This is a genomic window from Kitasatospora sp. NPDC094016, from assembly GCF_040304045.1.
Lineage (GTDB): Bacteria > Actinomycetota > Actinomycetes > Streptomycetales > Streptomycetaceae > Kitasatospora.
The window spans coordinates 1-24,846 of sequence record NZ_JBEOUK010000019.1 but is presented as its reverse complement, the minus strand read 5'-3'; the positions used below and the strand labels follow the sequence as shown (position 1 = coordinate 24,846).

At 75.7% G+C, this 24,846-nt stretch carries 18 protein-coding genes, 1 tRNA gene, 1 pseudogene and 1 riboswitch; of the genes and pseudogenes, 10 read left to right on the top strand and 10 right to left on the bottom strand.

Annotation, left to right across the window (positions count from 1 at the left end; all coding sequences use genetic code 11):
- Positions 1–34: 34 nt before the first annotated feature.
- Positions 35–862: an alpha/beta fold hydrolase gene (locus ABT015_RS19275; RefSeq protein WP_350880524.1), complete on the bottom strand. Its 828-nt coding sequence runs from the start codon at positions 860–862 to the stop codon at positions 35–37.
- Positions 863–1,225: 363 nt separating this feature from the next.
- Positions 1,226–1,384: riboswitch (cyclic di-AMP (ydaO/yuaA leader) on the top strand.
- 12 nt (positions 1,385–1,396) lie between these two features.
- Here ABT015_RS19275 and ABT015_RS19270 point away from each other — a divergent pair.
- Complete coding sequence (locus tag ABT015_RS19270) at positions 1,397–2,233, top strand: M23 family metallopeptidase (RefSeq protein WP_350880522.1); 837 nt, start codon at positions 1,397–1,399, stop codon at positions 2,231–2,233.
- Between the two features lie 60 nt (positions 2,234–2,293).
- Here ABT015_RS19270 and ABT015_RS19265 read toward each other — a convergent pair whose 3' ends face one another.
- The gene (locus tag ABT015_RS19265; RefSeq protein WP_350880520.1) at positions 2,294–3,274 is read right to left on the bottom strand and encodes a hypothetical protein; all 981 of its coding nucleotides are present in this window, start codon (positions 3,272–3,274) and stop codon (positions 2,294–2,296) included.
- Positions 3,275–3,316: 42 nt separating this feature from the next.
- Between ABT015_RS19265 and ABT015_RS19260 the strand changes: the two genes are divergently transcribed.
- From ABT015_RS19260 to ABT015_RS19245, 4 genes are all read left to right on the top strand, one after another.
- Complete coding sequence (locus tag ABT015_RS19260; protein ID WP_350880518.1) at positions 3,317–3,889, top strand: GNAT family N-acetyltransferase; 573 nt, start codon at positions 3,317–3,319, stop codon at positions 3,887–3,889.
- A 153-nt stretch (positions 3,890–4,042) separates the two neighbouring features.
- Complete coding sequence (locus ABT015_RS19255; RefSeq protein ID WP_350880516.1) at positions 4,043–4,783, top strand: sensor domain-containing protein; 741 nt, start codon at positions 4,043–4,045, stop codon at positions 4,781–4,783.
- 207 nt (positions 4,784–4,990) lie between these two features.
- Positions 4,991–5,743 (top strand): hypothetical protein, encoded by a 753-nt coding sequence (locus ABT015_RS19250; RefSeq protein WP_350880514.1) that lies wholly within the window; start codon positions 4,991–4,993, stop codon positions 5,741–5,743.
- A 36-nt stretch (positions 5,744–5,779) separates the two neighbouring features.
- Positions 5,780–6,241, top strand: coding sequence for a GNAT family N-acetyltransferase (locus ABT015_RS19245; RefSeq protein WP_350880512.1), 462 nt, complete (start codon positions 5,780–5,782; stop codon positions 6,239–6,241).
- On the opposite strand, the gene ABT015_RS19240 is transcribed toward ABT015_RS19245, so the two are convergent.
- From ABT015_RS19240 to ABT015_RS19215, 6 genes are all read right to left on the bottom strand, one after another.
- Positions 6,238–7,398 (bottom strand): hypothetical protein, encoded by a 1,161-nt coding sequence (locus tag ABT015_RS19240; protein WP_350880510.1) that lies wholly within the window; start codon positions 7,396–7,398, stop codon positions 6,238–6,240. The genes ABT015_RS19245 and ABT015_RS19240 overlap by 4 nt on opposite strands.
- A 500-nt stretch (positions 7,399–7,898) precedes the next feature.
- Positions 7,899–7,972, bottom strand: a tRNA-Met gene (locus ABT015_RS19235).
- A 50-nt stretch (positions 7,973–8,022) separates the two neighbouring features.
- Complete coding sequence (locus ABT015_RS19230) at positions 8,023–9,321, bottom strand: PrsW family intramembrane metalloprotease (protein ID WP_350880508.1); 1,299 nt, start codon at positions 9,319–9,321, stop codon at positions 8,023–8,025.
- Between the two features lie 116 nt (positions 9,322–9,437).
- The gene (gene trmB / locus ABT015_RS19225; RefSeq protein WP_350880506.1) at positions 9,438–10,268 is read right to left on the bottom strand and encodes a tRNA (guanosine(46)-N7)-methyltransferase TrmB; all 831 of its coding nucleotides are present in this window, start codon (positions 10,266–10,268) and stop codon (positions 9,438–9,440) included.
- 55 nt (positions 10,269–10,323) lie between these two features.
- A complete protein-coding gene (lhgD, locus tag ABT015_RS19220) occupies positions 10,324–11,559 on the bottom strand; it encodes an L-2-hydroxyglutarate dehydrogenase (RefSeq protein WP_350880504.1) in 1,236 nt (411 codons plus the stop codon).
- A 166-nt stretch (positions 11,560–11,725) separates the two neighbouring features.
- On the bottom strand, positions 11,726–13,153 hold the full coding sequence (locus tag ABT015_RS19215; protein ID WP_063348294.1) for an NsdA family TPR-like regulatory protein: 1,428 nt from the start codon (positions 13,151–13,153) through the stop codon (positions 11,726–11,728).
- Positions 13,154–13,894: 741 nt separating this feature from the next.
- Between ABT015_RS19215 and ABT015_RS19210 the strand changes: the two genes are divergently transcribed.
- The 3 genes from ABT015_RS19210 (at position 13,895) to ABT015_RS19200 (ending at position 17,513) form a co-directional block, all read left to right on the top strand.
- A complete protein-coding gene (locus tag ABT015_RS19210; protein WP_350880501.1) occupies positions 13,895–16,045 on the top strand; it encodes an asparagine synthase-related protein in 2,151 nt (716 codons plus the stop codon).
- Between the two features lie 97 nt (positions 16,046–16,142).
- Complete coding sequence (locus tag ABT015_RS19205) at positions 16,143–16,664, top strand: universal stress protein (RefSeq protein WP_350880499.1); 522 nt, start codon at positions 16,143–16,145, stop codon at positions 16,662–16,664.
- A 144-nt stretch (positions 16,665–16,808) separates the two neighbouring features.
- Complete coding sequence (locus ABT015_RS19200) at positions 16,809–17,513, top strand: DsbA family oxidoreductase (protein WP_350880497.1); 705 nt, start codon at positions 16,809–16,811, stop codon at positions 17,511–17,513.
- Between the two features lie 59 nt (positions 17,514–17,572).
- On the opposite strand, the gene ABT015_RS19195 is transcribed toward ABT015_RS19200, so the two are convergent.
- Positions 17,573–19,915 (bottom strand): sigma-70 family RNA polymerase sigma factor, encoded by a 2,343-nt coding sequence (locus ABT015_RS19195; RefSeq protein WP_350880495.1) that lies wholly within the window; start codon positions 19,913–19,915, stop codon positions 17,573–17,575.
- Positions 19,916–20,253: 338 nt separating this feature from the next.
- Entirely contained in the window at positions 20,254–21,117 is an 864-nt protein-coding gene (locus ABT015_RS19190) for a TetR/AcrR family transcriptional regulator (protein ID WP_350880493.1), read from the bottom strand.
- A gap of 543 nt (positions 21,118–21,660) precedes the next feature.
- Between ABT015_RS19190 and ABT015_RS19185 the strand changes: the two genes are divergently transcribed.
- On the top strand, positions 21,661–23,028 hold the full coding sequence (locus ABT015_RS19185; RefSeq protein WP_502897355.1) for an NAD(P)/FAD-dependent oxidoreductase: 1,368 nt from the start codon (positions 21,661–21,663) through the stop codon (positions 23,026–23,028).
- Between the two features lie 168 nt (positions 23,029–23,196).
- Positions 23,197–24,474, top strand: a pseudogene (locus tag ABT015_RS19180) (PP2C family protein-serine/threonine phosphatase); the annotation flags it as partial.
- Between the last annotated feature and the right edge of the window lie 372 nt (positions 24,475–24,846).

Sequence of the window (24,846 nt, the reverse complement as noted above, 5' to 3'; positions counted from 1 at the left end):
AAGGGGGAAGGGGGCTGAGGCGGGCGGGTGGGGCTCAGGCGAGTTCGGCGAGGAAGGGCAGCAGGGCGTCGGCGGTGGCCTGCGGGTTGTCTGCCATCGGGTAGTGCCCGGATCCGTCGATCATGACCTTCCGTGCGTTGAGCGCGGCGGCCTGCCGGTCGGCGACGGCTTCCGGCTTCGGGAAGTCGGGGTCCTCGCTGCCCATGATGACGAGCGAGGGGCAGCGGACGGCCGCGGTCCAGCCGATGGGCGCGGAGTCCCCGCCGACGTATCCGCGGGTGGCGGTCTTGCGGCCGGGGGTGCGCATGGCGGCGACGAGTCCGGCCACGTAGGCGTCGAAGTCGGCGGGCTTGGCGCCCGGGTAGGCCAGCTTGCGGTGGTAGAGGCCCCAGAAGGCGGGCGAGTGGACGGTCAGGAAGCCCATGACGCGCAGGGCGCCGCGCATGAGGGCGCCGGGCGGGGGGTTCTCGACGAAGGCGTCGACCAGGGCGATGCCGGCGACCCGCTCGGGGGCGTCGCCGGCGGCCTTGACGACCGTCGCGCCGGTGTAGGAGTTGCCGACCAGGACGGCGCGGTCGATGCCGAGGTGGTCGAGCAGGGCGAGGACGTCGGTGGCGATGGCGGCGGGGGAGTAGTCGTCCCAGACGATCGAGGATTCGCCGAAGCCGCGCAGGTCCATGGTGATGACCCGGCGGCCGGCGGCGGCCAGCAGCGGGCGGAGGTGCCGGTAGGCGGCGCGGGTGTCGAGCATTCCGGGGAGCAGCACGACGGGGGCGCCGTCGCCCTGCCGGGTGTCGTCGTAGGCGAGGCGGCCGCCGGTGACGTCGAGGTACTGGGTGGTGGGGGTGCTGGTGGCGTTCATGGTGGGCCTCCGGAGGGCTGCCGGTGCGGGGCTTCGGAGCGGGCTTCGGTGCTGCCGCCGATAGCCATAAAGCTAAGGCTAATAGCCTTAGCCGTCAAGTCCCTGCGTCCTCGCCGTCCCGTGGCGCGGGAGGTCGGTGAGGGGCGTCCGGGTGGCGGGTCGTCCGTTGACGTCCGATCACGTGAGGCGGCGTCAATGGTGTTCAAGCGTGCCCAAGGGGCCCAAGAGGGACAAAACGCCCTTCGCGCCTCAGAGCGCCCCGCCCGCCTCCGGTCGTCCCGGGCGAACGGCTTGGAATCAGGGCCTCCTAGGATTAACGTTTGATAACGCAGCGCGGTCCTCAACGCCGTACCCAGACGGCACCGTGCGCCGTCGCCTAATCCCGCCGACCGGCCTCCGGGCAGGTCAGGGAGCCGGGGAACCACGTTCCTTGGGGTGAATCGGCGGGGCTCCGGCCCGGCCGTAGGAGACCTTCCTGCTCCGAACCCGTCAGCTAACCCGGTAGGCGCGAAGGAAGGAAAGGAGCGCGCCTCCGTGGCGTCGACGCACACCCCGGCACACCCGGCCGGCCTCGCAGCAGCAGGCACCCGGCTCCTCGACCACCCCGGCCCGGACAGCCCCGAGTACGCGGGCCCGGAGGCCGAGACCAACCGGCACCGGATGCCGCGTCAGGTCCGCGGAACCTCCCCGCTGCTCGGCGTCACCGCCGTCGCCGCCACCCTGGGCGCCACCGGCTTCGCCTCCGCCACCCCGGCCGCCGCCCCGGCCATCGAGACCCCGGACGAGACCCCGGTCGCCCTCTCCGCCGACCCCGGCCTCGCGCTCGCCGCCCGCATCCAGCTGCAGGCCGACAGCCAGCGCACCGCCGCCGAGGAGGACGCCCGCGTCCAGGCCGCGAAGGAGGCCGAGGCCAAGGCCGCCGCCAAGGAGGCCGAGGCCAAGCGGGCCGCCGAGGAGGCCGAGCGGGCCAAGGCCGCCGCCCTCACCCTGCCGGTGCGCGACTACCACCTCACCGCCCACTACGGCCAGAGCGCCCGCTACTGGGCCCACCTGCACACCGGCCTGGACTTCGCCGCGGACACCGGCACCCCCGTCTACGCGGTCGGCCAGGGCACCATCACCTCGGCCGGCTGGTCCGGCTCGTACGGCTACCGGATCGTCGAGACCCTGCCCGACGGCACCGAGATCTGGTACTGCCACCTCTCCTCGATCATCAAGGGCTCCGGCAAGGTCGCCTCCGGCCAGCAGATCGGCAAGGTCGGCGCCACCGGCAACGTCACCGGCGCGCACCTGCACGTGGAGGTTCGCCCCGGTGGCGGCGCCCCCGTCGACCCGGAGACCTGGTTCCAGCAGCGCGGCCTCAACCCCTGACGCACCCGCGAAGCCCCGGCCGCCGGAACCAGAAGGCATCGCGGCCGGGGCTTCGCCGCGTCACTGCTGCGCAGGCTCCGCCGGGTCGGCCGGGTCCGCTGGGTCCGCCGGGTGCGCGTCGAACTCCTCCTGCGCAGGCCCCGCCAGCCCCTCCAGCCGCGCGTCGAACTCCTCCTGCGCCAGCCCGGCCAGGTACGCGTCGATCTCCTCCTGCCCCGGCTCCGGCGCGAGGTCCGGGAACTCCTCCACCAGCAGTCGCGGCAGCCCGGGCACCGTCCACTCCCCGAACAGGTCGAGCGCGGCCTCCACCGCCGCCTCCTCGAACGCCCCGAAGTCCCCGGCCAGTTCGTCCGGCATCGGCCGGCCCAGCGCGGTCAGCTCGGCCAGGTTGCGGTAGCTGCGCCGCATCAGGCCCTGCTCCAGCAGCCGGCGCGCGCCGTCGGTGGCCATGCCGACCGAGATCACCCGGGTCGGGCTCCAGCCCTGCTCGTCCACCTCGTCCAGCCAGCCGGTCTGCGCCAGTGCGGCGAACCTGGCCAGCCGCTCCTCCTGCGCCAGCTCCCGGAAGCCGGTCAGCCACTCCCGCACCGCCTCCGGATCCGCGACGTCCGCCCCGTACGCGTGCAGCAGCAGCGCGTACAGCCGGGGCCAGGTCACCAGGTCGGCGCGGCGCAGCAGCCCGGCCGCGACCTCGCCCTGCCACTCGGCCTCGGCGTGCAGCCGCTCCTGGCGCTTGGCGTTGAGCCGCTTGGCGGCCCGCTGGTGGTCGGTCAGCAGCCGGACGGCGGCGCCGTACGCCAGCGGGTCCGCCTCCGGTTCGGGTTGGACGTACAGGTAGAGCCGCTCGTACAGCAGGTGCTCCACCGCGTTCGAGGTCAGTTCGGGCCAGCCGTCGTGCATCCTGCCCTCGCCCAGCTCCAGCAGGGCCAGCACCGCGCGCAGCGGCGCTTCGGCCACCGGCGTGCGGTCCTCGTCCGCCGCCCAGGCGAGCAGGTCGGAGGCCCTGGTGCGCGGGGCGAGCCGCAGGTCTTCGTCGTTCATAGCTCGAACGGTAACCGCTGGCCGGGAGTAGGGTCGGCTGCCATGGTCCCCGTACGACTCACCGGCCCCCGGCTGGCCATCCGCGAGTATCACCACACCGCCGGCGACGTGGACGCGCTGTACGAGCTGTTCGGCGACCCGGAGGTCACCCGCTACCTCCCCTTCGAGCCGCGCGACCGCGAGACCTGCGCTGACCAGATCGAGCTCTACCTGGAGGAGGCGATGGCGCCGGAGCGGGACACCTACCGGCTGGCCGTCACCCGGCGCGACGACGCCGAGGACCCGGCGGACGCCACGCCGATCGCCCACGCCTCCCTCACCCTCGGCAGGCACCGCTCCGCCCACCTCGGCTACGTGCTGGGCCGCGACGTCCGGGGCCGCGGCTACGCGGGCGAGATCGCCGGCCTGCTCTGCGAGCTCTCCTTCGAGGCCCTCGGCGTGCACCGGCTGGCGGCCCGGGTCGACGTGGACAACGCGGCCTCCGTCAAGGTGCTGCTCCGGCTCGGGTTCCAGCTGGAGGGGCGGGTCCGACACGACCTGTACAAGGGCGGCGCCTGGTCCGACTCGTACCTGTACTCGCTGCTCGCCGACGAGTGGACCGGCGCGACCGGCTGACCTTTCGGCGCGGACCGGGGGGCGGGCCTGCCGGGTCAGGCCCGGGGGGTTAACCCCACCCCCGATCCGCCAGGCCTCCGGATCCTCTCCGGTCCGCCGTTCGACCAGACTGAATGTCATCAGCAGTCGAGAACGAGGGACCGGGGCCGGGACATGAGCATCAGCCGAAGCACGCAGGACCGCGAGTGGGACGTCCTCGGTGGTTACGGCGACGACCCGCGTCCCGCTCGGGCCCACCGGACCGAGGAGCCGCCGGCCGTCTGGCGGGCGCCGTTCTCCAAGCACTACTACCGCGAGATCGGCTACACGCTCACCGGCCTGCCGCTGTCGGTCATCGGCTTCTCCGTCTCGATCGTGCTGTTCTGCATGGGGATCGGCACCTTGATCACCGTCCTCGGCCTGCCCATCCTCGCCCTCCTGACCACCGTCGCCCGCGGCATGGGCCGGATGGAGCGGGCCCGGGTGCGCGGCATGCTGGCCCTGGACGTGCCCGCCCCGGCGCCGGTGCGCCAGACCCGACCGGGCACCTGGGGGGCGATCACCGCGCGGCTGGCGGACCCGGCCGGGTGGAAGGCCGCGTTCTACCAGGTGGTGATGTTCCCGTGGGCGGTCCTCAGCTTCGCCCTGTCGCTGGTGTTCCTGCTGCTCGGCTGGGCGATGGCGCTGTACCCGCTCTACCAGTGGGTCTTCCCGGCCTTCACCTCCTGGCGCGGGTACCGGATCTTCGACTTCTACGACAGCGACAACGTCCAGCACGTCTACTACGTCGAGGGGGCCTGGCAGATCGCGGGCTTCTCGCTGGTCGGGGTGCTGCTCATCATCCTCACCGCGCAGCTGGTCCGCGGCCTGACCAACGTGAACCGGGCCGCCGCCCAGGGCCTGCTCGGCCGCTGAACCCCGCGGGCCTCCCCGGCCCCGCCCGTCTCCCCGGCCCCGCCCGTCTCCCCGGCCCCGCCCGCCTCCCTGGCCCCGCCCGCCTCCCTGGCCCCGCCCGCCTCCCTGGCCCCGCCCGCCTCCCTGGCCCCGCCCGCCTCCCTGGCCCCGCCCGCACCCGGATGTGCTCCGGATGCGGGCGGGGCCGGCCCGTGTTCGGATGGCCGGGTGGCCGCCGCACACACCCCCGCCGACCCGCGCGCCCTGGGCCGGGACATCCTGGTCACCTCCCGCCCGCTGGACGAGTACTGCGACCTGTTCGACCTCACCCGGGCCCAGCTCGCCGCGCTGCCGGGCCCGGTGCTGGACTGCCCGGGGGGTGCGGCCGGCCTGGCCGCCGAGGCGCGCCGGCTCGGCTGCCGGGTGATCGCCGCCGACCCGGCGTACGCGCTCCCCGCTCCCGAGGTCGCGGCCCACGCGCTGGCGGCCCGGGCGTCGATGGCCACCGCGATGGCCGCTCGCCCGCACCTGTACCCGTCACCGCGCTCCTGCCGGCCGGACCGCTACCTGCGCAGCTGGGACCGGGCCCGCCGGCTGTTCGCCGCCGACTCGGCCGCGCACCCGCAGCAGTACGTGGCCGCCGCGCTGCCGCGACTGCCGTTCGCGGACGGCGCCTTCGCGCTCACCCTGAGCGGCTACCTGCTCTTCGCCTACCCCGAACTGTTCGGCCCCGAGCGGCAGTTGGCCGCCCTGGTGGAACTGGTCCGGGTGACCTCCCCGGACGGCGAGGTCCGCGTCCAGCCGCTGCACGACGGCCACGGCCTCCGCTGCGGCCACCTCGACCCGCTGCGGTACGCGCTCGGTGAGCGCCGCGTCGCCAGCGAGATCCGCCGCTTCCCCCGCGCCGCGGACGGCCGCACCCGTCGCGTCCTGGTCCTGCGGGCCGCCGACCACCGCCGCCGGTCCGCCGCCGAAAAGTAATGGGCTCTCCTGGTCAGCACCCCTATACTCGCCCGCATGAGCGAGACGACCATCAGGCGAGCCGGGGCGGCCGACGCCGACCGGCTCACCGAACTGATCCAGGCCTCCACCGCCTACCGCGGCGACTACGCGGCGATGATCGACGGCTACCGGGTCACCCCCGAGTACGTCGCCCGGCACGAGGTGTTCCTGGCCTCGGACCCGACCACCGACCTGCTGCTCGGCTTCTACGGCATGATCCGCGAACCGGCCGAACTGGACCTCATGTTCGTCGCCGACGAGGCCCAGGGGCTCGGCATCGGGCGGAAGCTGATCGCGGACATGCTGGAGCGCGCCCGGGCCGCCGGGATCGCCTCGATCAAGGTGGTGTCCCACCCGCCCGCCGAGGGCTTCTACCTCCAGGTGGGCGCCGAGCGCACGGGCACCCGCCCGCCGCAGGTCAAGACGCCCTGGGAGCAGCCCGAACTGCGCTTCACCGTCAAGGAGTTCAGCAGCTAGCTGAGGTCGCCCGCCGACGGAGCCGACTGGACCGGCTGGACTGGTTGAACTGGCTGAGCGGGCCGAGTGGGCTGAGTGGGCTGAGCGGGTGGGGCCGGCTGCGTCGGGACGAAGGCCGTCGCCTCCAGCCGGGACAGGATCTTCTCCGCCAGCCAGCTGCGGTCCGACCCGTACGGGATCCCCTCCGGCAGCACCAACTGCCCGGCCACCGCGTCCCGCAGCCGCTGCGCCTCGGCGCCGGGCAGCCGGGAGAGCAGGCCCCGGGCGGCCAGCAGCGCGTGGTACTGCTCGAAGCCGGAGCGCGGGCGCTCGATCGCGTCCAGCAGGCTCGGCAGGTCGGCCAGCGAAGGGTCGCCCTGCATCAGTGCGAGCGCCTGGATCCGGCGGCCCTCGGAGCCGTCCGCGTACAGCGCCCGCACCTGGTCCGCGGTCAGTGCCGAGCGCCGCGCGGTCGAGCGGACCTCGGCCACCACGCCCGCCGGCCCGGACGAGGGCGAGGAGGCGGGCGGCAACTGCGCGGCCAGCGCGGCCGACTGCTCCGCGCTGCCCCCCAGCAGTCCGAGCTGCTGCATCGCCCGGACCCGCAGGTCGTCGGCGCCCACCTTGTCGCCCCGCCGGTCGCGGTCCTGCCCGGCGAGGAAGAGGTCCAGGGCCTGGTCCGCGTCGGTCAGCACCTGCGGCAGCGCGAGCCTGGTCACCAGCCAGCCGGCCAGGAAGCCGAAGACCACGAAGTACAGCACCAGTGCCGCCGCGAACGGCACCGCGGCGTCCTCCCCGCCCAGCGCGGGGGCCAGTGCGGTGCCGAGCTGGTGCAGCCGCTCGCCGAGCGAGCCGAGCTGGGTCAGCCCGACGCCCAGCAGTACCTTGGTCAGCCAGTCGGACACCTGCTCCAGGTTGGTGTTCGGGGCGTACGAGCCCTGCGGCTCGCCGCTGCCGCTGCGCACCCGGGGCACTCCGAACAGGAAGCCGAGCGCGCCGCCGAGCACCGTCGAGGCCCCGGCCGCCACCAGGCCGCCGCCGAACGCCTGCCAGGCCTGCGCCTGGCCGAGCGAGAAGAGCAGCAGTCCGATCAGGCCCGTCCCGGCCAGTGCCCCGGGCGCGGCCCACCGGGCCGTCCGCAGGGCCGTCGTGCCGCTCCGCCGCCGGGCCTTCGCCATCGCCTACCCCCTGTGCCTGCGCCGCTCCGCTCCGGAACCCGCGCCGACTCTAGCGTCGCGGCCCCACCACGCGAACGATCCGGGGGCGCCCCGGACAGGACGCGGGGCCTCCCGGACGGGAACCGGGTGGCGACGGAGGGCAGCGGGGAACGCAGACAGCCCGCAGGCTGCTCCTCGCGCGCCGGCCCGTGCACTGGCCTGGCGCCGAGGCACCGGGGATGTACCGGTGGGCCTGCGGGCCGGGTGACTGCTATGGATTTCGCCTGCCGGAGGCCTCGGGCCTCACCCTGCGCAGGCAGGGGCGGCTCTAGCGAGCAGCCACCTCACGCATCCTGATGGAACTCAATTCAGGATCACCTCCCTTCAGTGTGCCGCCACGATAGGCAGCCCACCGGCCGGAGGGCAACGGATTTATCGGCGGCCGGGCGGGTGGCCCGCCCGTGCCGGGGAACGCGAAAGGCCCGGAGGACGAATCCTCCGGGCCTTTCGTTGCTACTGAGTAGCGGGGACAGGATTTGAACCTGCGACCTCTGGGTTATGAGCCCAGCGAGCTACCGAGCTGCTCCACCCCGCGTCGGTGAACACAACAATACGGGGAAGTCGCCGAGATGGGAAATCGGTTCTTCAGGCCACCCCGGCGGAGCGCCTGTCGCGCCGGGCCGCGTGCCGGGCGGCGCGGGACCTGGCCCAGGCCGCGAAGCAGACCAGCGCGGCGAAGCAGGGCACCATCAGCGCCCCGTACACCACCAGGAAGCCGTCCGTGCCGAGGTCGGCGGCGGCGTTCCAGGTGCCGTGCAGCGCCATCGCCAGCAGCAGCCCGGTCGGCGCGGCCAGCCGGGCCAGCCAGCGCCGCCCGGTGGTCAGCGCGACGGCCAGGCCGATCCCGGTGAGCGCGGTGAACAGCGGGTGCGCGAAGGGGGAGAGCAGGGCGCGCAGCACGAAGGTCTGCACGGTGCCGTCGAAGTCGCGCAGGCTGGGCGGATCGCCGAGGCCGATGCTGTCCAGACGCTGCCGCTGGTCGCTGGTGAACGCCCGGCCCAGGTAGAGGGCGTTCTCGGTGAAGGCGAAGCCGCAGGCGGTCATCCCGCCGAGCACCACCCCGGCCGCCAGGGTGCGGGGCCGGGAGCGGCGGTGCGGGCCGCCGCCGGAGGGCGGGGCCGGGCGCAGGTACGGCAGCGGGCGCAGGTACGGGCGCAGCCGCAGCCGGCCCCGGGCGTGCGGACCGGCCGGGCGGCGGGCGTACGTCCGGGGGAGCCGGGGGGTCGGCAGCCGGTGCAGCAGCGGCGCGCAGGGGCGGCCGGTGCGGCGGCCGTGGCAGCGCAGCCGCTGGCCGAGCGGCAGCAGCAGCACCAGCAGGGCGGTGGCCTTGGCGGTCTCCTCGATCAGGGGGGTGGCGATGCCGGCGCCCAGCAGTTCGCCGAGCGGGCCCTGGTGCGAGGTCAGGTAGCTGGCGGTCCAGTTGTTGGCCACGATGGCGACGGTGGTGGCCGCACAGGCGCCCCAGGCGAGGCAGAACACGGTGTGCCGCAGCGGCACCCGGGCGGTCAGGTTGAGCCAGGCCAGGGCGCCGAGCACGAACGGCAGCGGCACCATCGCCAGGCCGACGCCGACCAGCAGCCCGACGGTGCCGGTCTGCCGCTGGACCAGGTGCAGGATCAGCACCCCGCAGCCGGCCAGGGTCAGTACGGCGGTGGCGGTGACGGAGGAGACCGCCACCGAGCGGCCGCGCCGGGGCGGCGCGGCGGCTCCGGCCGGTGGAGGTGGTGGCGGTGACGCGGCGCCGGCCCAGGGCACGAGGCGGTGGGCCCGGCGCCTCCGGGGCCCCGGGATGGTCCGGGTGCCGCCGGTGCGCGGGACCGTCTCCGGTGCGTCAGCGGCGGCCTGGACGGTGGCCCGGGACCCGCCGCCGGCCGGGCTGCCCATGCGGCACAGGGTAGGCCACCGCACCCGCCCGTCGGGAGGACTCGGGACGAACCGTCCGTCCGGGCGACGGCCCCCCGGTCATCGCGCGGTGGCCTGTTCGAACGGCCGACGGAGGCTCAGCGGCGGCGGAACAGCAGGTCGTGGACGACGTGCCCCTTGGCCAGCCCGGCCCGTTCGAACTTGGTGACCGGGCGCCAGTCCGGCCTCGGCGCGTAGCCGGGGATGCTGCCGTCCGGGTGGTCCGCGGGCTCCAGCCAGCCGCTGCCGTCACCCTCGGGGTGCAGGTTCTCCAGCTCCGGCGAGGCGGACAGCACGGCCAGCATCTGCTCCGCGTACGGCTCCCAGTCGGTCGCGCAGTGCACCAGGGCGCCGGGGGCGAGCCGGGGCAGCACGAGCTCCAGGAAGGACGGCTGGACCAGTCGGCGCTTGTGGTGCTTGGGCTTGGGCCACGGGTCGGCGAAGTAGACCCGCAGGCCGGCCAGCGAGGCGTCCGGCAGCATGTCGCGCAGCAGGATCACGGCGTCGCCGGCGGCCGGCCGCACGTTCCGCGAGCCGTCGCGCTCCAGCAGGCCGAGCAGGTTGCCGTGGCCGGGGGTGTGGACGTCGGCGGCGAGGATGCCCACGGTCGGGTCGGCGGCGGCCATGGCGGCCGTGGTCTCGCCCATGCCGAAGCCGATCTCCAGGGTGACCGGCAGCTCGCCGAACAGCTCCCGCAGGTCGAGCGGGCTGCCGTCGATCGGTATGCCGTAGGCCTCCCAGCCCCGGTCCAGGGCGCCCGCCTGGGCGTTGGTCATCCGGCCCCGGCGCGGCTGGAAGCTGCGGATGCGCCGCTCGCGGTGCTGGGCGTCGGTGGCCTTGTGCGGGTACATCGGCGCGGGGTAGCCGGCCGGTGCGGCGGACAACCGGGCGGACGGCGAGGGCTGGGGGATCGGGGCGGTGGCAGTCACAGTTCCCCGAGTCTACGGGGCCTGCGGGCCCCTCCCGAAGGCGCTGTGACGGGGCTCATCCGCCGGCCTCCAGTGCCGCCAGCGCCCGGCGGGCCACCTCGCGGCCGATCGGCAGCGAGGCCGTGGCGGCGGGGGAGGGGGCGTTCAGCACGTGCACCGCGCGGCGCGGGGAGCGCGGGTCGGCCGGGTCGAAACCGGCGAAGGCGAAGTCGTCCAGCAGCGAGCCGTCCCGGGCCACGGCCTGGGCCCGGACCCCGGCGCCGGCCGGCACCAGGTCCTCGGGGGCGACGGCGGGCAGCAGCCGCCGCACGGCGGCGGTGAACGCGCGCTTGGACAGCGAGCGGTGCAACTCGCCGACCTCGTACCGCCAGTGCCGCCGGGCGATCCGCCAGGCGCCGGGGAAGGCCAGCATCCCGGCCAGGTCGCGCGGGCGCACGGTGCGCCAGTCGTAGCCCTCGCGGGCCAGCGCGGGCACCGCGTTCGGGCCGACGTGCACGTCCCCGTGGACGCCCCGGGTGAGGTGCACGCCGAGGAACGGGAAGGCCGGGTCGGGCACCGGGTAGACCAGGCCGCGCACCAAGTCCCTTCGTCCCCGGGCCAGTTCGTAGTACTCGCCGCGGAACGGCACGATCCGCACCCCGGGCTCGTCCCCGGCCAGCCGGGCGATCCGGTCGCTGTGCAGCCCGGCGCAGTTCACCAGCACCCGGCAGCACAGCTCCCCGGTGGAGGTCTGCACCGTCACGCCGTCCGCCCGCCGGGCCACCGCCCGCAGCTCGCAGCCGAGCCGGAGTTCCGCACCCGCCTCCCGGGCCAGCCGGGCGTAGGCGGTGGCGACGGCCGGGAAGTCGCAGACGCCGGTCGTGCCGACGTGCAGCCCCGCCACCCCGGTGACCTGCGGCTCGTACCGGGCGATCCCGGCCTGGTCCACCTCGGTGACGGGGATGCCGTTCGCCCGCCCGCGCTCGGCCAGCGTCGCCAGCCGGGGCAGCTCCTCCGCGCCGGTGGCCACGATCAGCTTGCCGGTGACCTCGTACGGGAGGCCCTGCTCGCGGCAGAACGCCACCAGCTCGGCGGCGCCCGACACCGCGTACCGGGCCTTGTACGAGCCCGGTCGGTAGTAGACGCCGCTGTGGATCACCCCGCTGTTGCGCCCGGTCTGGTGGGCGGCGAAGCCGGGCTCCTTCTCCAGCACCGCGAGCCGCAGCCCCGGCCGGGCCCGGGTCAGCGCGTATGCGGTGGCGAGGCCGACGATCCCGCCGCCCACCACCAGCACGTCGAAGTCGTACGCCACCGCCCGCTCCTCGCAGTCCGCCCGGCTCCCCCGCCGCCGATGCTGCCACGCCGGGCGGGACCGGTCGAGGGCGCCCGGGGCCGGGCGGCGGTGTCGTGCCGGGGTGCCCGGGCCGCTCTCGCCGGGGCACCTCAACGGCCGCCGGGCATGCCCCCGGTCACGCCGGTCACGCCGGGGCGACCAGGACCGCGCGGGCCCGTTCGGTCAGCTCCCGGACGCGGCGCTCGCCCTGGAAGGGCTCCAGGCGGCGCAGCATCTCCACCACGTACTCGCGGCTGCGCTGGGAGGAGATCCGGCCGGCCACCTCGACGGCGCGCTCGCCGGCGGCGACCGCGGCGTCCAGGTTGCCGGCCTCGGCCTCGGCCATCGCCGAGACCACCAGTCGCAGGCCGTGCGAGCGGACGAAGCCCTCGGTGGGCTTGGCCAGTGCCTCGCGGGTGAACTGGCGGACCTTGGAGGGCACCCCGAGGTCGCGGAAGCACTCGGCGGCGTCGGCGGCGAGCCGGTCGTAGGCGTAGAAGTCGATCCACGCCGGATCGGGATCCCCGGCGCGGGCCCGTTCGAGTGCGCTCTCCGCCGCGCCGAGCGCCGTCGCGCACGCCGCCGCGTTGCGGGCCTTGGCCTGGGCCCGGGCCTCCACCAGGTGGAAGAAGCTCATCGTCCGGGCGGTGGCCAGGCCCCGGTTGCGCTCCAGGGCGGCCTGGGCGAGGTCCACCGCCTCCTCGGCGAAGCCCCGGTAGCCGGCCTGGAGGCTCATGGAGGCGAGCACGTAGCCGCCGAGCGGCACGTCGGCGGCGGCCCGGGCGAGCCGCAGGGCCTGGATGTAGTAGCGCTGGGCGGCCTCGTGCTGCCCGGTGTCGAAGGCCATCCAGCCGGCCAGCCTGGTCAGTTCGGCGGTCGCGCCGAACAGCGCCCGGCCGACGGTGTCGCTGTACGAGGCCAGCAGCAGCGGGGCCGCCTCCACCCGGAGGCACTCCGGCACCATCGACGAACGCCAGTCCCCGCCGCCGTACTTGGAGTCCCAGCGGCGGGCCTCCTGGGCGGCCTCGCGGAGCTTGGCGGCGTCCGAGTGGCCGACCCGGTAGGAGGACGCCTCGCTGGGCGCGCGCGGCGCCTCCCGGGCGACCGAACCGTCCGCCGGGGTGATCAGCCAGCGGGACACCGGCGTCGCGTAGGCGGCGACGGAGAAGGTGCCGGCCAGGCTGTCGCTCCAGCGGCCGCCGCCGGGGCCGCGGCGCAGGTCGAGGTCGACCCGCCACAGGTCGGTGGCGGAGCGGACCGCCTCGGCGACGTCGCGCGGGAAGGCCAGGCCGAGTTCGGGGGCCGGGTCGGTGTCGCCGAGGCCGATCTCCTCCAGCGGCACCGGGCGGCCGAGCTTGCCGCCGATCGCGGTGGCGATCAGGTGCGGGACGGGCCCCTGCGGGACCATGCCCTTGCTGACCCAGCGGGCCACCGAGGTCTTGTCGTACCGCAGGGTCAGCCCGCGCTGGGCGCCCAGGTCGTTGACCCGGCGGGCCAGTCCGGCGTTGCTGATCTGGGCGAGGGTCAGGAGCGTGCCGAGCCGTTCGTTCGGTCCTCGTGGGCTGACGGTCATGGTGGCGGGGGCACCTCCTGCGGCCTTGTGCTCGGGGCCCGGGCGGCACCGGGCCGTAGCTGCTGTACCTAGAGTAGTCGGACGCGTTCCGACGGTTAAGAGGCCGCATTCCGGATGGCGGGATCGTGCACCCGGCGGTGCGGCGGCGGCTCCTCGCCGGGGTTGGTCCGGACCACTCGGATCGGGCCGGGGGTGCCGCGCGCCGGAGCGCCGTGCTCCGGTCCTGTGTTCACGTGCGCCCGGCCGTGCCCCCTGGCTCGACCGGCTGGTCGGCGATTCGCTGGTGGTCGTGGGTCGGCCCGCCGTCGAGGACCCGGCGGGCCGGGGGATGCCGCCGCCTCAATCCCCGCGGGCGGCGGTTGAGTCCGGGAGGGCATGCGGATGCCCTCCCGGGCTGGGCGACGCCTTTCGGCCATCTCGCGATGCCCATGTCAAAGGCGGCGCGGGGGGCGGTCCGGGCCGGGGAGGGGAAGGCCCGGCCCGCCCCGCGGACCACGCGCACACGTCAACACCCTTTGCCCGCAACGGGATCGCCGCCGGGGCCGGAACCGCCCCGCGCCGGGGCCACCGGCGGAACCGGAACCGGCAACACGGGCCACGGGAGAGCCAACCGGTGGCACGATGTCTCCTGACGGCGCGCCGGTACCCGGGGCGGCCGCCACGGCACGCCGCGGACCGGCGAGGAGCCGCCCGGCGGCGGACGCGCCGTACGGGTGCGGGTCCTCGTCCGGTGGAGGCGCGATGCGGTGGCTGACGGGCTGGAGCACGGGCACGCCCCGGGCGGGCGCACCGGCGCACGAGGCACTCGGTACGGTCGCGCCGATCGCCGCGCGCCCCCTGTGGAGCGGACCCAACCCGCTCTGGGCCGTCGGGGACTGGCGCCCTGAGGAGATCCGCCTCGCCACCCTTCGCCCCGGCGCCCCCGCCATGGTCACCACCGGCCCCACCGCCCCCGACCCCGTCGAGGACACCCCCGCCACCCTGCGCCTCGCCGTCCTCGGCCACTGCGGCGCCACCGACGCGGAACTCGCCGCCGGCCTCGCCGCCGCCCGCGGCGGCGCCGTCCGCCACCTCACCGCCTGGCCCGGCAGCTACACCGCCGTCCTGCGCACCGGCACCCGCTCCACCCTGCTGCTCACCGACCTGGCCGGCGCCCAGCCGGTCTTCCACACCCCCTGGGCCGGCGGCACCGCGTACGCCACCGCCGCCCTCCCGCTCGCCGACCTGGTCGGCGCCCCGCTGGACACCGGCCACCTCGCCGCCCGGCTCGCCTGCCCCGAATCGCCCGAGGCCCTCGGCGCCGGCACCCCGTACCTGGGCGTCCAGCGGGTGCCGCCCGGCCACGTGCTCGCCATCCGCGGCGGCCACCCCTACCTCTCCGCCTACGACGACCCCGCCGTGCGGGAGCAGCCGCGCGACGAGGCGCCCGCCGTCCGCGAACTCACCCGCGCGCTGCTGGAGTCCGTCCGCTCCCGGGTCCGCACCACCGCGCCCGCCACCGCACCGGGCCCGGCCGGCCGCGCCCGGCTCGGCGTCGACCTCTCCTACGGCACCGCCTCCGCCACCGTCGCCCTGCTCGCCGCCGCCGTACCGCAGCCGCCGGTGCCCGCGAGCACGGGCCCGGAGCGCCTGCCGGCCGTCCGCGCCGGGGCCAGGAACGGTGCGGTCAAGGGCTCCTGGGCCCGCGTCGCCGCCCAGGAACCCTCCGCCCCGGAACAGTTGGCCGCCGTCACGCTCGGCGAGACCGAACCCCCGACCACCCTCGCGCTCGCCCCCGACACCCCCCGGCTGCGGCACACCGTGCTCCACCCCGGCCCCGACACGCTCCCGTACGCCGGACTTCACGCCGACGCACCGCCCGGCCGGCTCACCGACGAGCCCGGGCCCGAACTCGTCGCCGCCGCCCGGGCCGAGGCCCGCTTCGACGCCGGCGGTACCGACCACCTCACCGGCTACGGCGCCCGACAGGTCCTCGACGGCCACCCGGCCCGGCTCGCCGACCTCATCCGGGCCGGCCGCCCGCGCGAACTGCTGCCCCCGGTCGCCGCGCTGGCCGGTGCCGACCGGGCCGTCGTCGGCGTCCTGGCCGGCGCGCTGCGCACCCCGCTCACCGTGGTCCGGGCCGCCCACCGGCTCTCCCGGGTCCGCTACGCCGACGCGCTGGACGACGCCGCCGCCAAGCTGACGGCCCGCCACCTCCCGGGCGGCGGCCGCACGGCGGGCGACCGTTCGGCCGGCGACCTCGCCTGGTGCGTCCCCGGCCCGGCCGCCCGCTGGCTCTCCGACGAGGCGCTCTCCTCCGTCGCCCTCCGGCTGCGGCTGGCGGCGCGCAGACCGGCGCCCGACGAACGCCCGGGCGCACACCGTGCCCGGCACGCCCTCTACCGGCACGCGCGCTCCTACCGCACCCTCGTCCACGCCGCCGAACAGCCCGGCCAGCGGCTGCACGCGCCGTTCCTCGACAACCAGGTGGTCCGCGCCGCCCGCCTGCTCCCCGACGACGTCCGCCTCCAACCCGGAGCCCGGCACGCCCTCCTGCACGCCGTCCTCACCGGCGCCGGCCGCACCGACCTGCCCCCCGACTGGGGCCGCGGCCCCCGCCCCGACCGCACCGCCCCCGCCCGGGCCGGCCTGCGCCTCGCCGCCGACGGCCTCGCCGAACTGTTCGACGCCCCCCTCCTCGCCGAAGCCGGCCTCATCGACCTCCCCGCCGTCCGCGCCGGCCTCGCCGACCCCGCCACCCCCCTCTCCCCGGCCGCCCTGGCGGGCCTCGCCGACCTGGTCTCCACCGAACTCTGGCTCCGCCGCATCCGCGCCCGCCGCCACGGAGCCTGCTGGACCGGCCTTCCGCTGGCCCAACCCCCGGCCCTCAGCCCCGTCCGTCCCTCCTGACCCCTCGCCGGGCGCCGCGCCCGGCCGGGCGGCGGGGTCCGGGAGCCGGGGCAGGTGATGATGGCGGGCAACGAGTCCGTCGGTGAGGAGAGCCGTGGTGGCCAGCGTGAGCCCGGAGCAGTCCGTTCCCGTCGTGCTGTCGGTGTCGGGGCGGCCGCCGACCGGGCGCCCGCCGGGGGTGCTGGCGGCGTGCGACGGGTCGGACGGGTCGCTGTGGGCGCTGGACCGGGCGATGACCGAGGCGGAGCTGTTCGGGCTGCCGCTGTACGTGCTGGCCGTGGTGAACCCGGCGCCGGCCGGCTACCCGCCGGGGATGGCGGAGCTGGTGCGGGAGAGCGTCGAGACGCTGGTGGAGAGCATGGCGGACGGGCTGCGCCGGGCGGTGGCGGTCGTGCAGGGGCAGCGGTCCCGGCCGTACACGGGCGAGATGTCGCTGCACGTGGTGCTGGGGAACGTGATCGAGGTGCTGCTGGAGGCCTCGACCCGGCAGCACACGCTGGTGCTCGGCACGCGGGGGAACGGGGGGTTCGCGCGGTTGCTGCTGGGTTCGGTGAGTTCGGCGGCGGTGCACCACGCGGCGTGCCCGGTGCTGGTGGTTCCGGCGCCCGCGGAGGGCTGATCCGGGGCGGGGTCGGGGCGCTGACCGGCCCGGGTCGGGGCGGCGCTGACCAGCGAGGCTGCCCGGGGTGCCGGGAATGTACCGAGATGGTTCATCGTTCACCTATCCCGACACCCGTCCCCGCCCCACCCCTGGAGTCCCCTCATGAAGGTCGAGATCTGGTCCGACATCGCCTGCCCGTGGTGCTACATCGGTAAGCGCCGCTTCGAGCAGGCCCTGGAGGGCTTCGCCGGCAAGGAGGGCGTCGAGGTGGTCTACCGGCCGTACCAGCTGGTCCCGGACGCGCCGGCGACGGCGAGCCCGCACCGCGCGTGGCTCGCCGAGCGCTACGGCCCGCAGTCGGTGGCGATGGACGCGCGGGTGGCCGAGCTGGGCCGCGCCGAGGGCATCACGTACGACTTCGACGCCGCGCTGCACGCCAACACCTTCCTGGGCCACCGCCTGCTGCACCTCGCCGAGACCGAGTACGGCGCGGCCGTCCAGGGGCGGCTGAAGGAGGAGCTGCTGAAGGCGCACTTCACCGACGGTGTCGACGTCGGCGACCGCGCCGCGCTGATCGACGTCGCCGTGGCGGCAGGCCTGGACCGGGCGCGGGTGACCGCCTACCTGGCGGGCGACGAGGGCGCCACCGAGGTGAGCGCGCAGCTGGCCGAGGCCCGGGAGCTGGGCATCACCGCCGTGCCGACCTTCGTGTTCGAGGGCAAGTGGGCGGTGCAGGGCGGCCAGGACGCCGAGACCTTCCGCAAGGTGCTGGAGCAGGTCGCCGCCGAGATCGGCGAGACCCGCCCGGCGCCGGTGCAGGTCGCCCCGGCGGGGGAGGCCTGCGCGGACGGCTCCTGCGCGATCTGACCCCGCACAGCCCTACCCCGCACAAGCCCCACCCCGCGCAGCCCCCGCCGAGGCCCGCTTCAGGAACACCTGAAGCGGGCCTCGGCCCAGTCCGCCACGTTGAGCGCCGACCAGATCCCGTGCACCGGGGTGACCACCAGCCGGATCGACTTCTGCCCGGCCAGCGGCACGTGCACCGGTACCGCGTCGTCCCCCGCGGCGAGCGGGGAGGAGCGCCACAGGGTGCCGCCGTCGCCGCCCTGGACGGAGAAGACCACGCCGCCCGGCGAGAGCGTGGCGTCGTCGACTCCGGCGACCGCGTCGAAGGACGTGCAGCTGCGGTTGAGGTCGATCAGGGTGGTCGCCGGGGCGTGCACGGTGATGGCGTGCCCGTGGCGTTCGCCGCCGATCCAGGCGCCGTCGCGCTGCCAGAACGAGTCGCTGCCCTTCTGCCGGATGCTGGGGCCGGGCGGCGGCACCCGGTTGTTGCCGGGCTTGACCACGGGCAGTGAGTCGGCCCAGAAGTCGGTGGGCGCGGGCGGCGAGGGCGGGGTGACCGTCGGCGTGGGCAGCGGCGGCACGGTGGGCGTGGGGACGACGGGGACGACCGGCGGCTCGGGCGTGGGCAGCGGCGGCACACTGGGCGTCGGCACGACGGGGACGACCGGGGCCGGCGGCGGCGTGGGGGTCCGCTTGGGCGTCGTCGAGCTCGGCGTGACCGGCGACGCGGCCTTCGTCGTGGTCTGGGCGGCTGCCGGGGCCGCTGTCGGGGCGGGCGTCGACCGGGTGACCGGCGTCGCGCTCGGGCTCGGGCTGGGCTCGGACGGTGCCGGGGCGGCCGCGGCGCTGCTGGGCGCCGGGTCGGCGGGCGCGGGCGGCGCGGGTGCGGGGGCCTGCGGCCGGGGGGTGGCGGGGGCGCCGGCGGCGGGGGGCGCGGCCGTGGGGGGCTTGGGTTCGGGCGAGCCGGTGAGCGCGTACGCGGCGACGGCGGCTGCGGCCACCGCGACGGCGGCGGCGATCCCGGCCTTCGCGGCGGTGCCCAGGCCCTCGCCGGCCGCGGCGCCGGCCCCGGCCCCGCCTCCGCCGGAGGCCGCACCGGCCCCGGCCCCGGCCCCGCCGGAGGCCGCACCGGCGCCTGCACCCGCTGCACCCGCTGCACCCGCACCCGCTCCCGCGGTTCCGGAGGTGGCCGCCGCGGTGCCCGCGGCCGCACCGCCGACCGCAGCGACCCCGCCGACGGCCGCCGCGGCGGCGCTGAACCCGCCGACCCCGATCCAGACGAGCACGCCGCCGGGCAGCAGCGCGCGCAGGCCGGTGTTGATCTCGGTGAGTTCGAGGCAGGCGGCCGTGCAGCGGTCGCACTCCTGGAGGTGCCGTCCGACCTCCGCCGAGGCCCGCTTGCGCAGCGATCCGCGCGCGTACGCGCCGAGCCGGTTGGCGTACGCCTCGCAGGTGCGGTCCTGGCTGCCGGAGAGGTGCGCCTGGAGGTAGGCGGCGGCGAGCCGGTCGCGGGCCCGGTGGGCCTGGACGGCGGTGGCGTTGGCGGTCTTGCCGAGCATCACGGCGACGGTCTTCGGTGACTCCCGTTCGACCTCGGTGTGCCAGAGCACCATCCGGTCGTCCTCGGGCAGTTCGGCGTAGGCCTGCATGACCATGCGCTGGTCGGCCATGGCCATCGCCCAGGCGTCGGCGCCGGGGTCGGCCAGGTCGAGGTCGACGACGGCGGCCGAGGTCTGGGCGAACACGCTGAAGTCGTCGACGAGTTGCTCGCGCCGCTCGCTGCGGGTCCAGGCGGCGGCGACGTTGCGGACGGCGGTCAGCAGGTAGGCGCGGACGGCGAACTCCGGCCCCTTGCCCGCCCTCAGGGCTTGCAGGGTGCGGGCGAAGACCTCGCCGGCGAGGTCTTCCGCGGTGAAGCTGTCCCGGCAGCAGGTGCGGGCGTAGCGGCGCACCGAGTCGGCGTGCCGGCGGTAGATCTCCTCGTACGCGGTGTCGTCGCCGGCCCGGACCCGGGCGGTCAACTCGGCGTCGGAGGCCGGGCGCTCGCCGTCGACCGGGTCGGCGGGGGCGGGCACGGTGGGGCGGGCGGGGCGGCCGGCGCCGACGAACGCCTCGGGGGCGACGCCGCCGCGGCCGGCCGGGGCCTGGCCGGGCACCCGCCCGGGGGGCAGTGCGGCGGCGGAGGCGGAGAGGGACTCGCGGCTGGGCATGCCCGCCTGGTCGGGCACGTGTCCGGCGGTCGGGCCGGCGGCTGGACCCGCTGCGGCGCCGGGTACTTGGGCCGGGTCGCCGGAGGCCGTGGCGGGGCCTTCGGACGTGCTGGACGTACTGCCGGACGAGCCGTCGGCCAGTCCCCCGGTCAAGCCTCCGGACGGGCCGAAGTCGAGGCCGTACCCGTAGTCGTTCTGTTCCTCGGCGCTCACAACGGACCCCAGATTCCACGACAGCCCCCGCAGTGTGGCAGGGCGCGCGGGAGTGCGTGGGCGCACGGTTCCGCGCTGCGCAGCGCCGAGGGCGCGCGAAGGGCGCGCATCGGGACATTGGCTCCAACCACGGGCAAAGGATGGCATAGCGCAGAGAGGGGCGGTAGCCGGACCGGCCGGGACCCACTCTTCCGAGGAGCCGTCGCGGATGTGTTCGGCCAGCGCAGGGCGGGTGGTTGCGCACCGCCCGCACCCGGCGCGCGTGACTGGTCCGCGCGCCGGTCTCCCGTCCAACTCCCGTCCCCGCCAACCGTGGCGGCCGCGCTCGTGGTGGCGCGTCAGCGTGCCCGCAGGCCGTCCAGCAGGATCTCCAGCAGCCGGTCCGAGGGGCCGGAGCTCGGCTGCCCCTCCGCCTGCTGGACCCCGGCCGAGAAACCGGCCGTGGTCGGCGCGGTGCGGGCCGCGTGCACCGGTACCGAGGCGGTCAGCACCAGCACGACGTCCGACACCGTGACGCCCGGCCGCAGTTCGCCGGCCGCGCCGGCCCGGGCGACCAGGGCGGCCAGCAGTTGCAGCAGCAGCCGGGGATCGGCGTCGGCCGCCGACGGCTCGACGGCCGCACCGTTCTGCGCGTCCTCGCCGCGCAGGTCGAACCGGACGGCGGCCGGCTCGGGCACCCGCTGCTCGGGCACCCGGCCCAGCTCCTCCGCGTACCGGAACGCCTCCGGCGGCAGCAGCCGCCCGGCGCCGGTGCTGACCGCCCGGGCCAGGTAACCGGCCAGCGACTCCCAGGCTCCGCCGCCGCCGTACAGCGACTCCCGCGCCTGCGCGGTCAGCCAGGCCACCTCCTCGGCGGCGATCCGCTGGACCAGCACCTCCTTGCTCGGGAAGCGCCGGTAGACCGTCCCGACGCCGACCCCGGCCCGGCGCGCGACCTCCTCCATCGGAGCGCCGTAGCCGAACTCGCCGAACACCTCACGGGCGGCCCGCAGCACGCTCTCCAGATTCCGCCGGGCGTCCACCCGTAGTCGGGATCCGGGGACGTGCACGGTGGCCGGTGGTGGCTCCACCCGGTAGGGGACGCCCGGATAGGCGGCCCCGACCTCCGGCGGCAGGTCCACCGGGCCGCGCTGTTCCGGCACCATGCCCTGGCCGGCGTGCGGTGCTCCCGTTCGCCCCAACACCTGCTCCTGCTCCATCATCCCAACTCTCCCCCGCAGGCGCCCGAACCCGGACCCTGTCGTCGCCCGCCCCTGCACCCCCCGGTGCAGCTCAGCCCGTCAGAAATGACCTGATGACCCATCGCTCGTTGCCGCCCGTCCCGTTTCGTGACCACGGTTCGTGCCTCCGGGCCGGCTCGCGTCCGGCTCGGCGCGTCGGCTCCGTCCGGGGCCTTGTCCGGGAACTACCCTTCCCCGGATGACTGTCCCGCAGTCGGGTTCTCGAGCCAACGCTGGAACTGGCCGTAGTGGCCGCTCCACGGTGCGTCGCCGCCGATTGTCATGGCGGTAACCGCTCCGGCACACAATCCGACCATAGTTCACGCCCGTTCGCGGCCGAAAGTCCGTCAGAAAGTCGCCCGGGCAGCACAACTGGCCCCACCCGTCGACTTCCGTCGCATCCGGCGCGGTACGGACTGTGGACAAGACCGCCCCTGCCGGTCCTTCATAGGGGGGCGCGAGGGGGGACACCCCCGGCCGCGGGGCCGGGAGGAAGCGCCAATCGGCAGGAGGTGCACCATCAGAATCCTGATCGCCGGCGGAGGCTGTGCCGGGATGGCCACCGCGCTGCACCTCCAGCGCGGCCTGCGGGAACGGCTGCGACGCGGCGAGGTCGAGATCACCGTCGTCGAGCCCCAGGCCTACTTCACCTACCACCCGCTGCTGGCCGAGGTCGCGGCTGGCTCGATCGACCCCCGGCACGTGGTCGTCCCGCTCCGCCGGGCGCTGCCGGACTGCCGGGTGCTGACCGCCAGGATCACCCGGATCGAACACGCCGCCCGCCGCGCCTTCGCCGACGCCGCGGGTCCCGGAGAGGCCGCCGCGCCGATCGAACTCCCCTATGACGTCCTGGTGGTGGCGCCAGGCTCGGTCTCACGGACGGCGCCGGTGCCCGGTCTGGCCGAACACGGCCGCGGCTTCTCCACCGTCGGCGAGGCCGTGGGCCTGCGCAACCACGTCCTGGAACAGCTCGACCTCGCCTCCGCCACCCGTGACCCGGCCCTGCGCCAGGCCGCGCTCACCTTCGTCTTCGTCGGCGCCGGGTACGCGGGTGTCGGCGCGCTCGCCGAACTGGAGGACATGGCCCGGACCGCGGTACGCGGCTACCACAACGTCCGCCCCGAGGACCTGCGCTGGGTCCTGGTCGAGGCCACCGACCGGATCCTGGCCGAGGAGTCGCCGGAGCTGGCCGAGCACACCCTCGGCCAGCTCCGCGAACGCGGCGTCGACATCCGGTTGCGCACCACCCTGGCGTCCGCCGCGGGCCGGGTCGTGGCCCTGTCCGACGGAAGCCGCTTCGGTGCCCGCACCCTGGTCTGGACGGCCGGGGTGCGGCCGGCCCCGCTGCTGCGCGACACCGACCTGCCGCTGGACACCCTCGGCCGGGTCCGCTGCCTCGCCACCCTGCAAGCCGTCGGCCCGGACGGGCGCGCGCTGCCCGGCGTCTGGGCGGCCGGGGACTGCGCCGCCGTACCGGACCCCGACGCGGACGGGGCGCCCTGCGCGCCCAACGCCCAGCACGCCTTCGCCCAGGCCGAGCTGCTCGCCCGGAACATCGCGGTCGCCCTGGAGGCCGGACCGCACGCCCCGGGCCTCGCCGAGTACCAGCCGGGCCACGCCGCCTGCTCGACCTCGCTGGGCCTGCGCCGGGCCGTCGCCCACACCCGGAGCGGCCGCCGGATCACCGGGCGGCGGGCCTGGTGGCTGCACCGGGCCCGGCATCTGCGGCGCCTGCCGAGCGCGGAGCGCCGGGTGCGGGTGCTGATGGACTGGGTGCTGGGCGGGCTGTTCTCCCGCGAGGTGGTCTCGCTGGGGGCGGCGGAGCATCCGCGTCCGGAGTTCGAGGCCGGGGCCGGGCCGCGGCCCGACGGCGGTCCGGACGCCCCGCGGTGAGCGCCCAGGTGCCCCGTGCCGGGGCGGAACGGGCGGCCACGCCGGGCGGGCGACTTCCGGAATCGGGCCCTTGCCTGACAGGATCAGCCCAACCTAGTCATTACCCCGTGTGCTGATGCGCACACAAAAAGTGATGATATGCCTGGAAATCGAGGAAGCGGCCGTCGTTTGAACCTCATGCGCTGGAGCGCCCGGCTCACCGGAGTCCCTTGGCGTGCCGCCCCGCCAACCGGGGCCGGCACCGACGAGGGCGCGCCCTCCGCCGACGGCGTCGTCGTCCCCGGCCCCCGCGACCCCACCAACCTGGCCACCGCCGCCGAACTCCTCGACCTGCACAAACCCCAGAACCTGCGCGAGGTCCTCAACCGGATCCCCGCCCCGGTGGCCGTCACCTACGGCCCGCTCCACCAGCTCGGCTACGCGAACCGCGCCTACCGCGAACTCTTCGGCGACCGCACCACCGGCCTGCCCGCCGGAGAAGCCCTCCCCGAACTCGGCACCATGGGCGTCCTGGCCCTGATGGACCAGGTCATCCGTGGCGGCCGCCCGCGCAGCGTCAAGGCCCGCTGCATCCTCGGCCTCACCGGCAACCGCTACTACAACGTCTCCTGCGTCCCGCTCGGCCCCGGCGACACCGGGGACACCCCCACCGAGGGGCCGCCCGCCGGCGTCCTGATCTTCGCCGCCGAGGTCACCGACCAGGTCCTCGCCGCCGCCCGGCTCCGCGAAGCCGAACGCCGCCAGCGCGAGGCCGCCGTCACCCTCCAGCGCAGCCTCCTCCCGCAGAAGCTCGACCAGCCCGCCGACCTGAGGGTCGCCGCCACCTACCAGCCCGGCGGCGCCGAGGCCGCCGTCGGCGGCGACTGGTACGACGTCATCGCCATCGACGGCGGCCGGACCGCCCTGGTCATCGGCGACGTGATGGGGCGCGGTCTGCGCGCCGCCGCCGTCATGGGCCAGCTGCGCACCGCCGTCCGCGCCTACGCCCGGCTCGACCTGCCCCCGCACGAGGTGATGCGCCTGCTTGACGGCCTCGCCATGGAGATCGACGCCAACCAGATCGCCACCTGCACGTACGCCGTCTGGGACCCGCTGCGCCGCACCCTCTCCTACGCCTCCGCCGGACACCTCCCCATGCTGCTGCGCTGCCCCGACGGGACGGTCCTGCGCAGCGAGGAGCAGAACGGCCCGCCGCTCGGCACCGGCGACGGCCTCCACGTCTCGCACACCCTGCGCCTGCTGCCCGGGACCACCGGCGTCCTCTATACGGACGGCCTGGTCGAACGCCGCGACGAGGACATCGACCAGGGCCTCGACCTCCTCGCCCGCACCCTCACCGGCGCGGTCGGGGCTCCCGAGGTGATCTGCGCCCGCCTCCTGCGAGCGATGGGCGTGACCTCCGAGCACGACGACGACGTCGCCGTCCTGGCCTTCCACCTGCCGGCTGAGGAGGCGGACGAAGAGACGGAGGAGAAGGCGGAGGGAGAGGTGGCGGAAGAAGCGGTGGAAGAGAGCGCCACCGAGGCGGAACCGGCGCTTGACTCGGCCTTCCCCGAGGTCTAGTGTTCTTCGAGCTGCCTGGCAGGGAGCACCGGACACGCGTTTGCGCGGACGGTCCCGCGGTAGCCAATCCTTTCGAAACACCACTTCCCGGTTCGGGCCGGGTCGCGTCTTGTCGCGGCTTGGTTCTTATTCGGCGTGTTCGTTTTATTGGATTGCGGCCGATTCGCTTTTCGGAGTGGGGATCGGCTAGAGTTTGAAACGTCGGACGGGGCGTCAAGCCGCAGAAGACACCAGCGAGTTGGATGAACGAAGCGC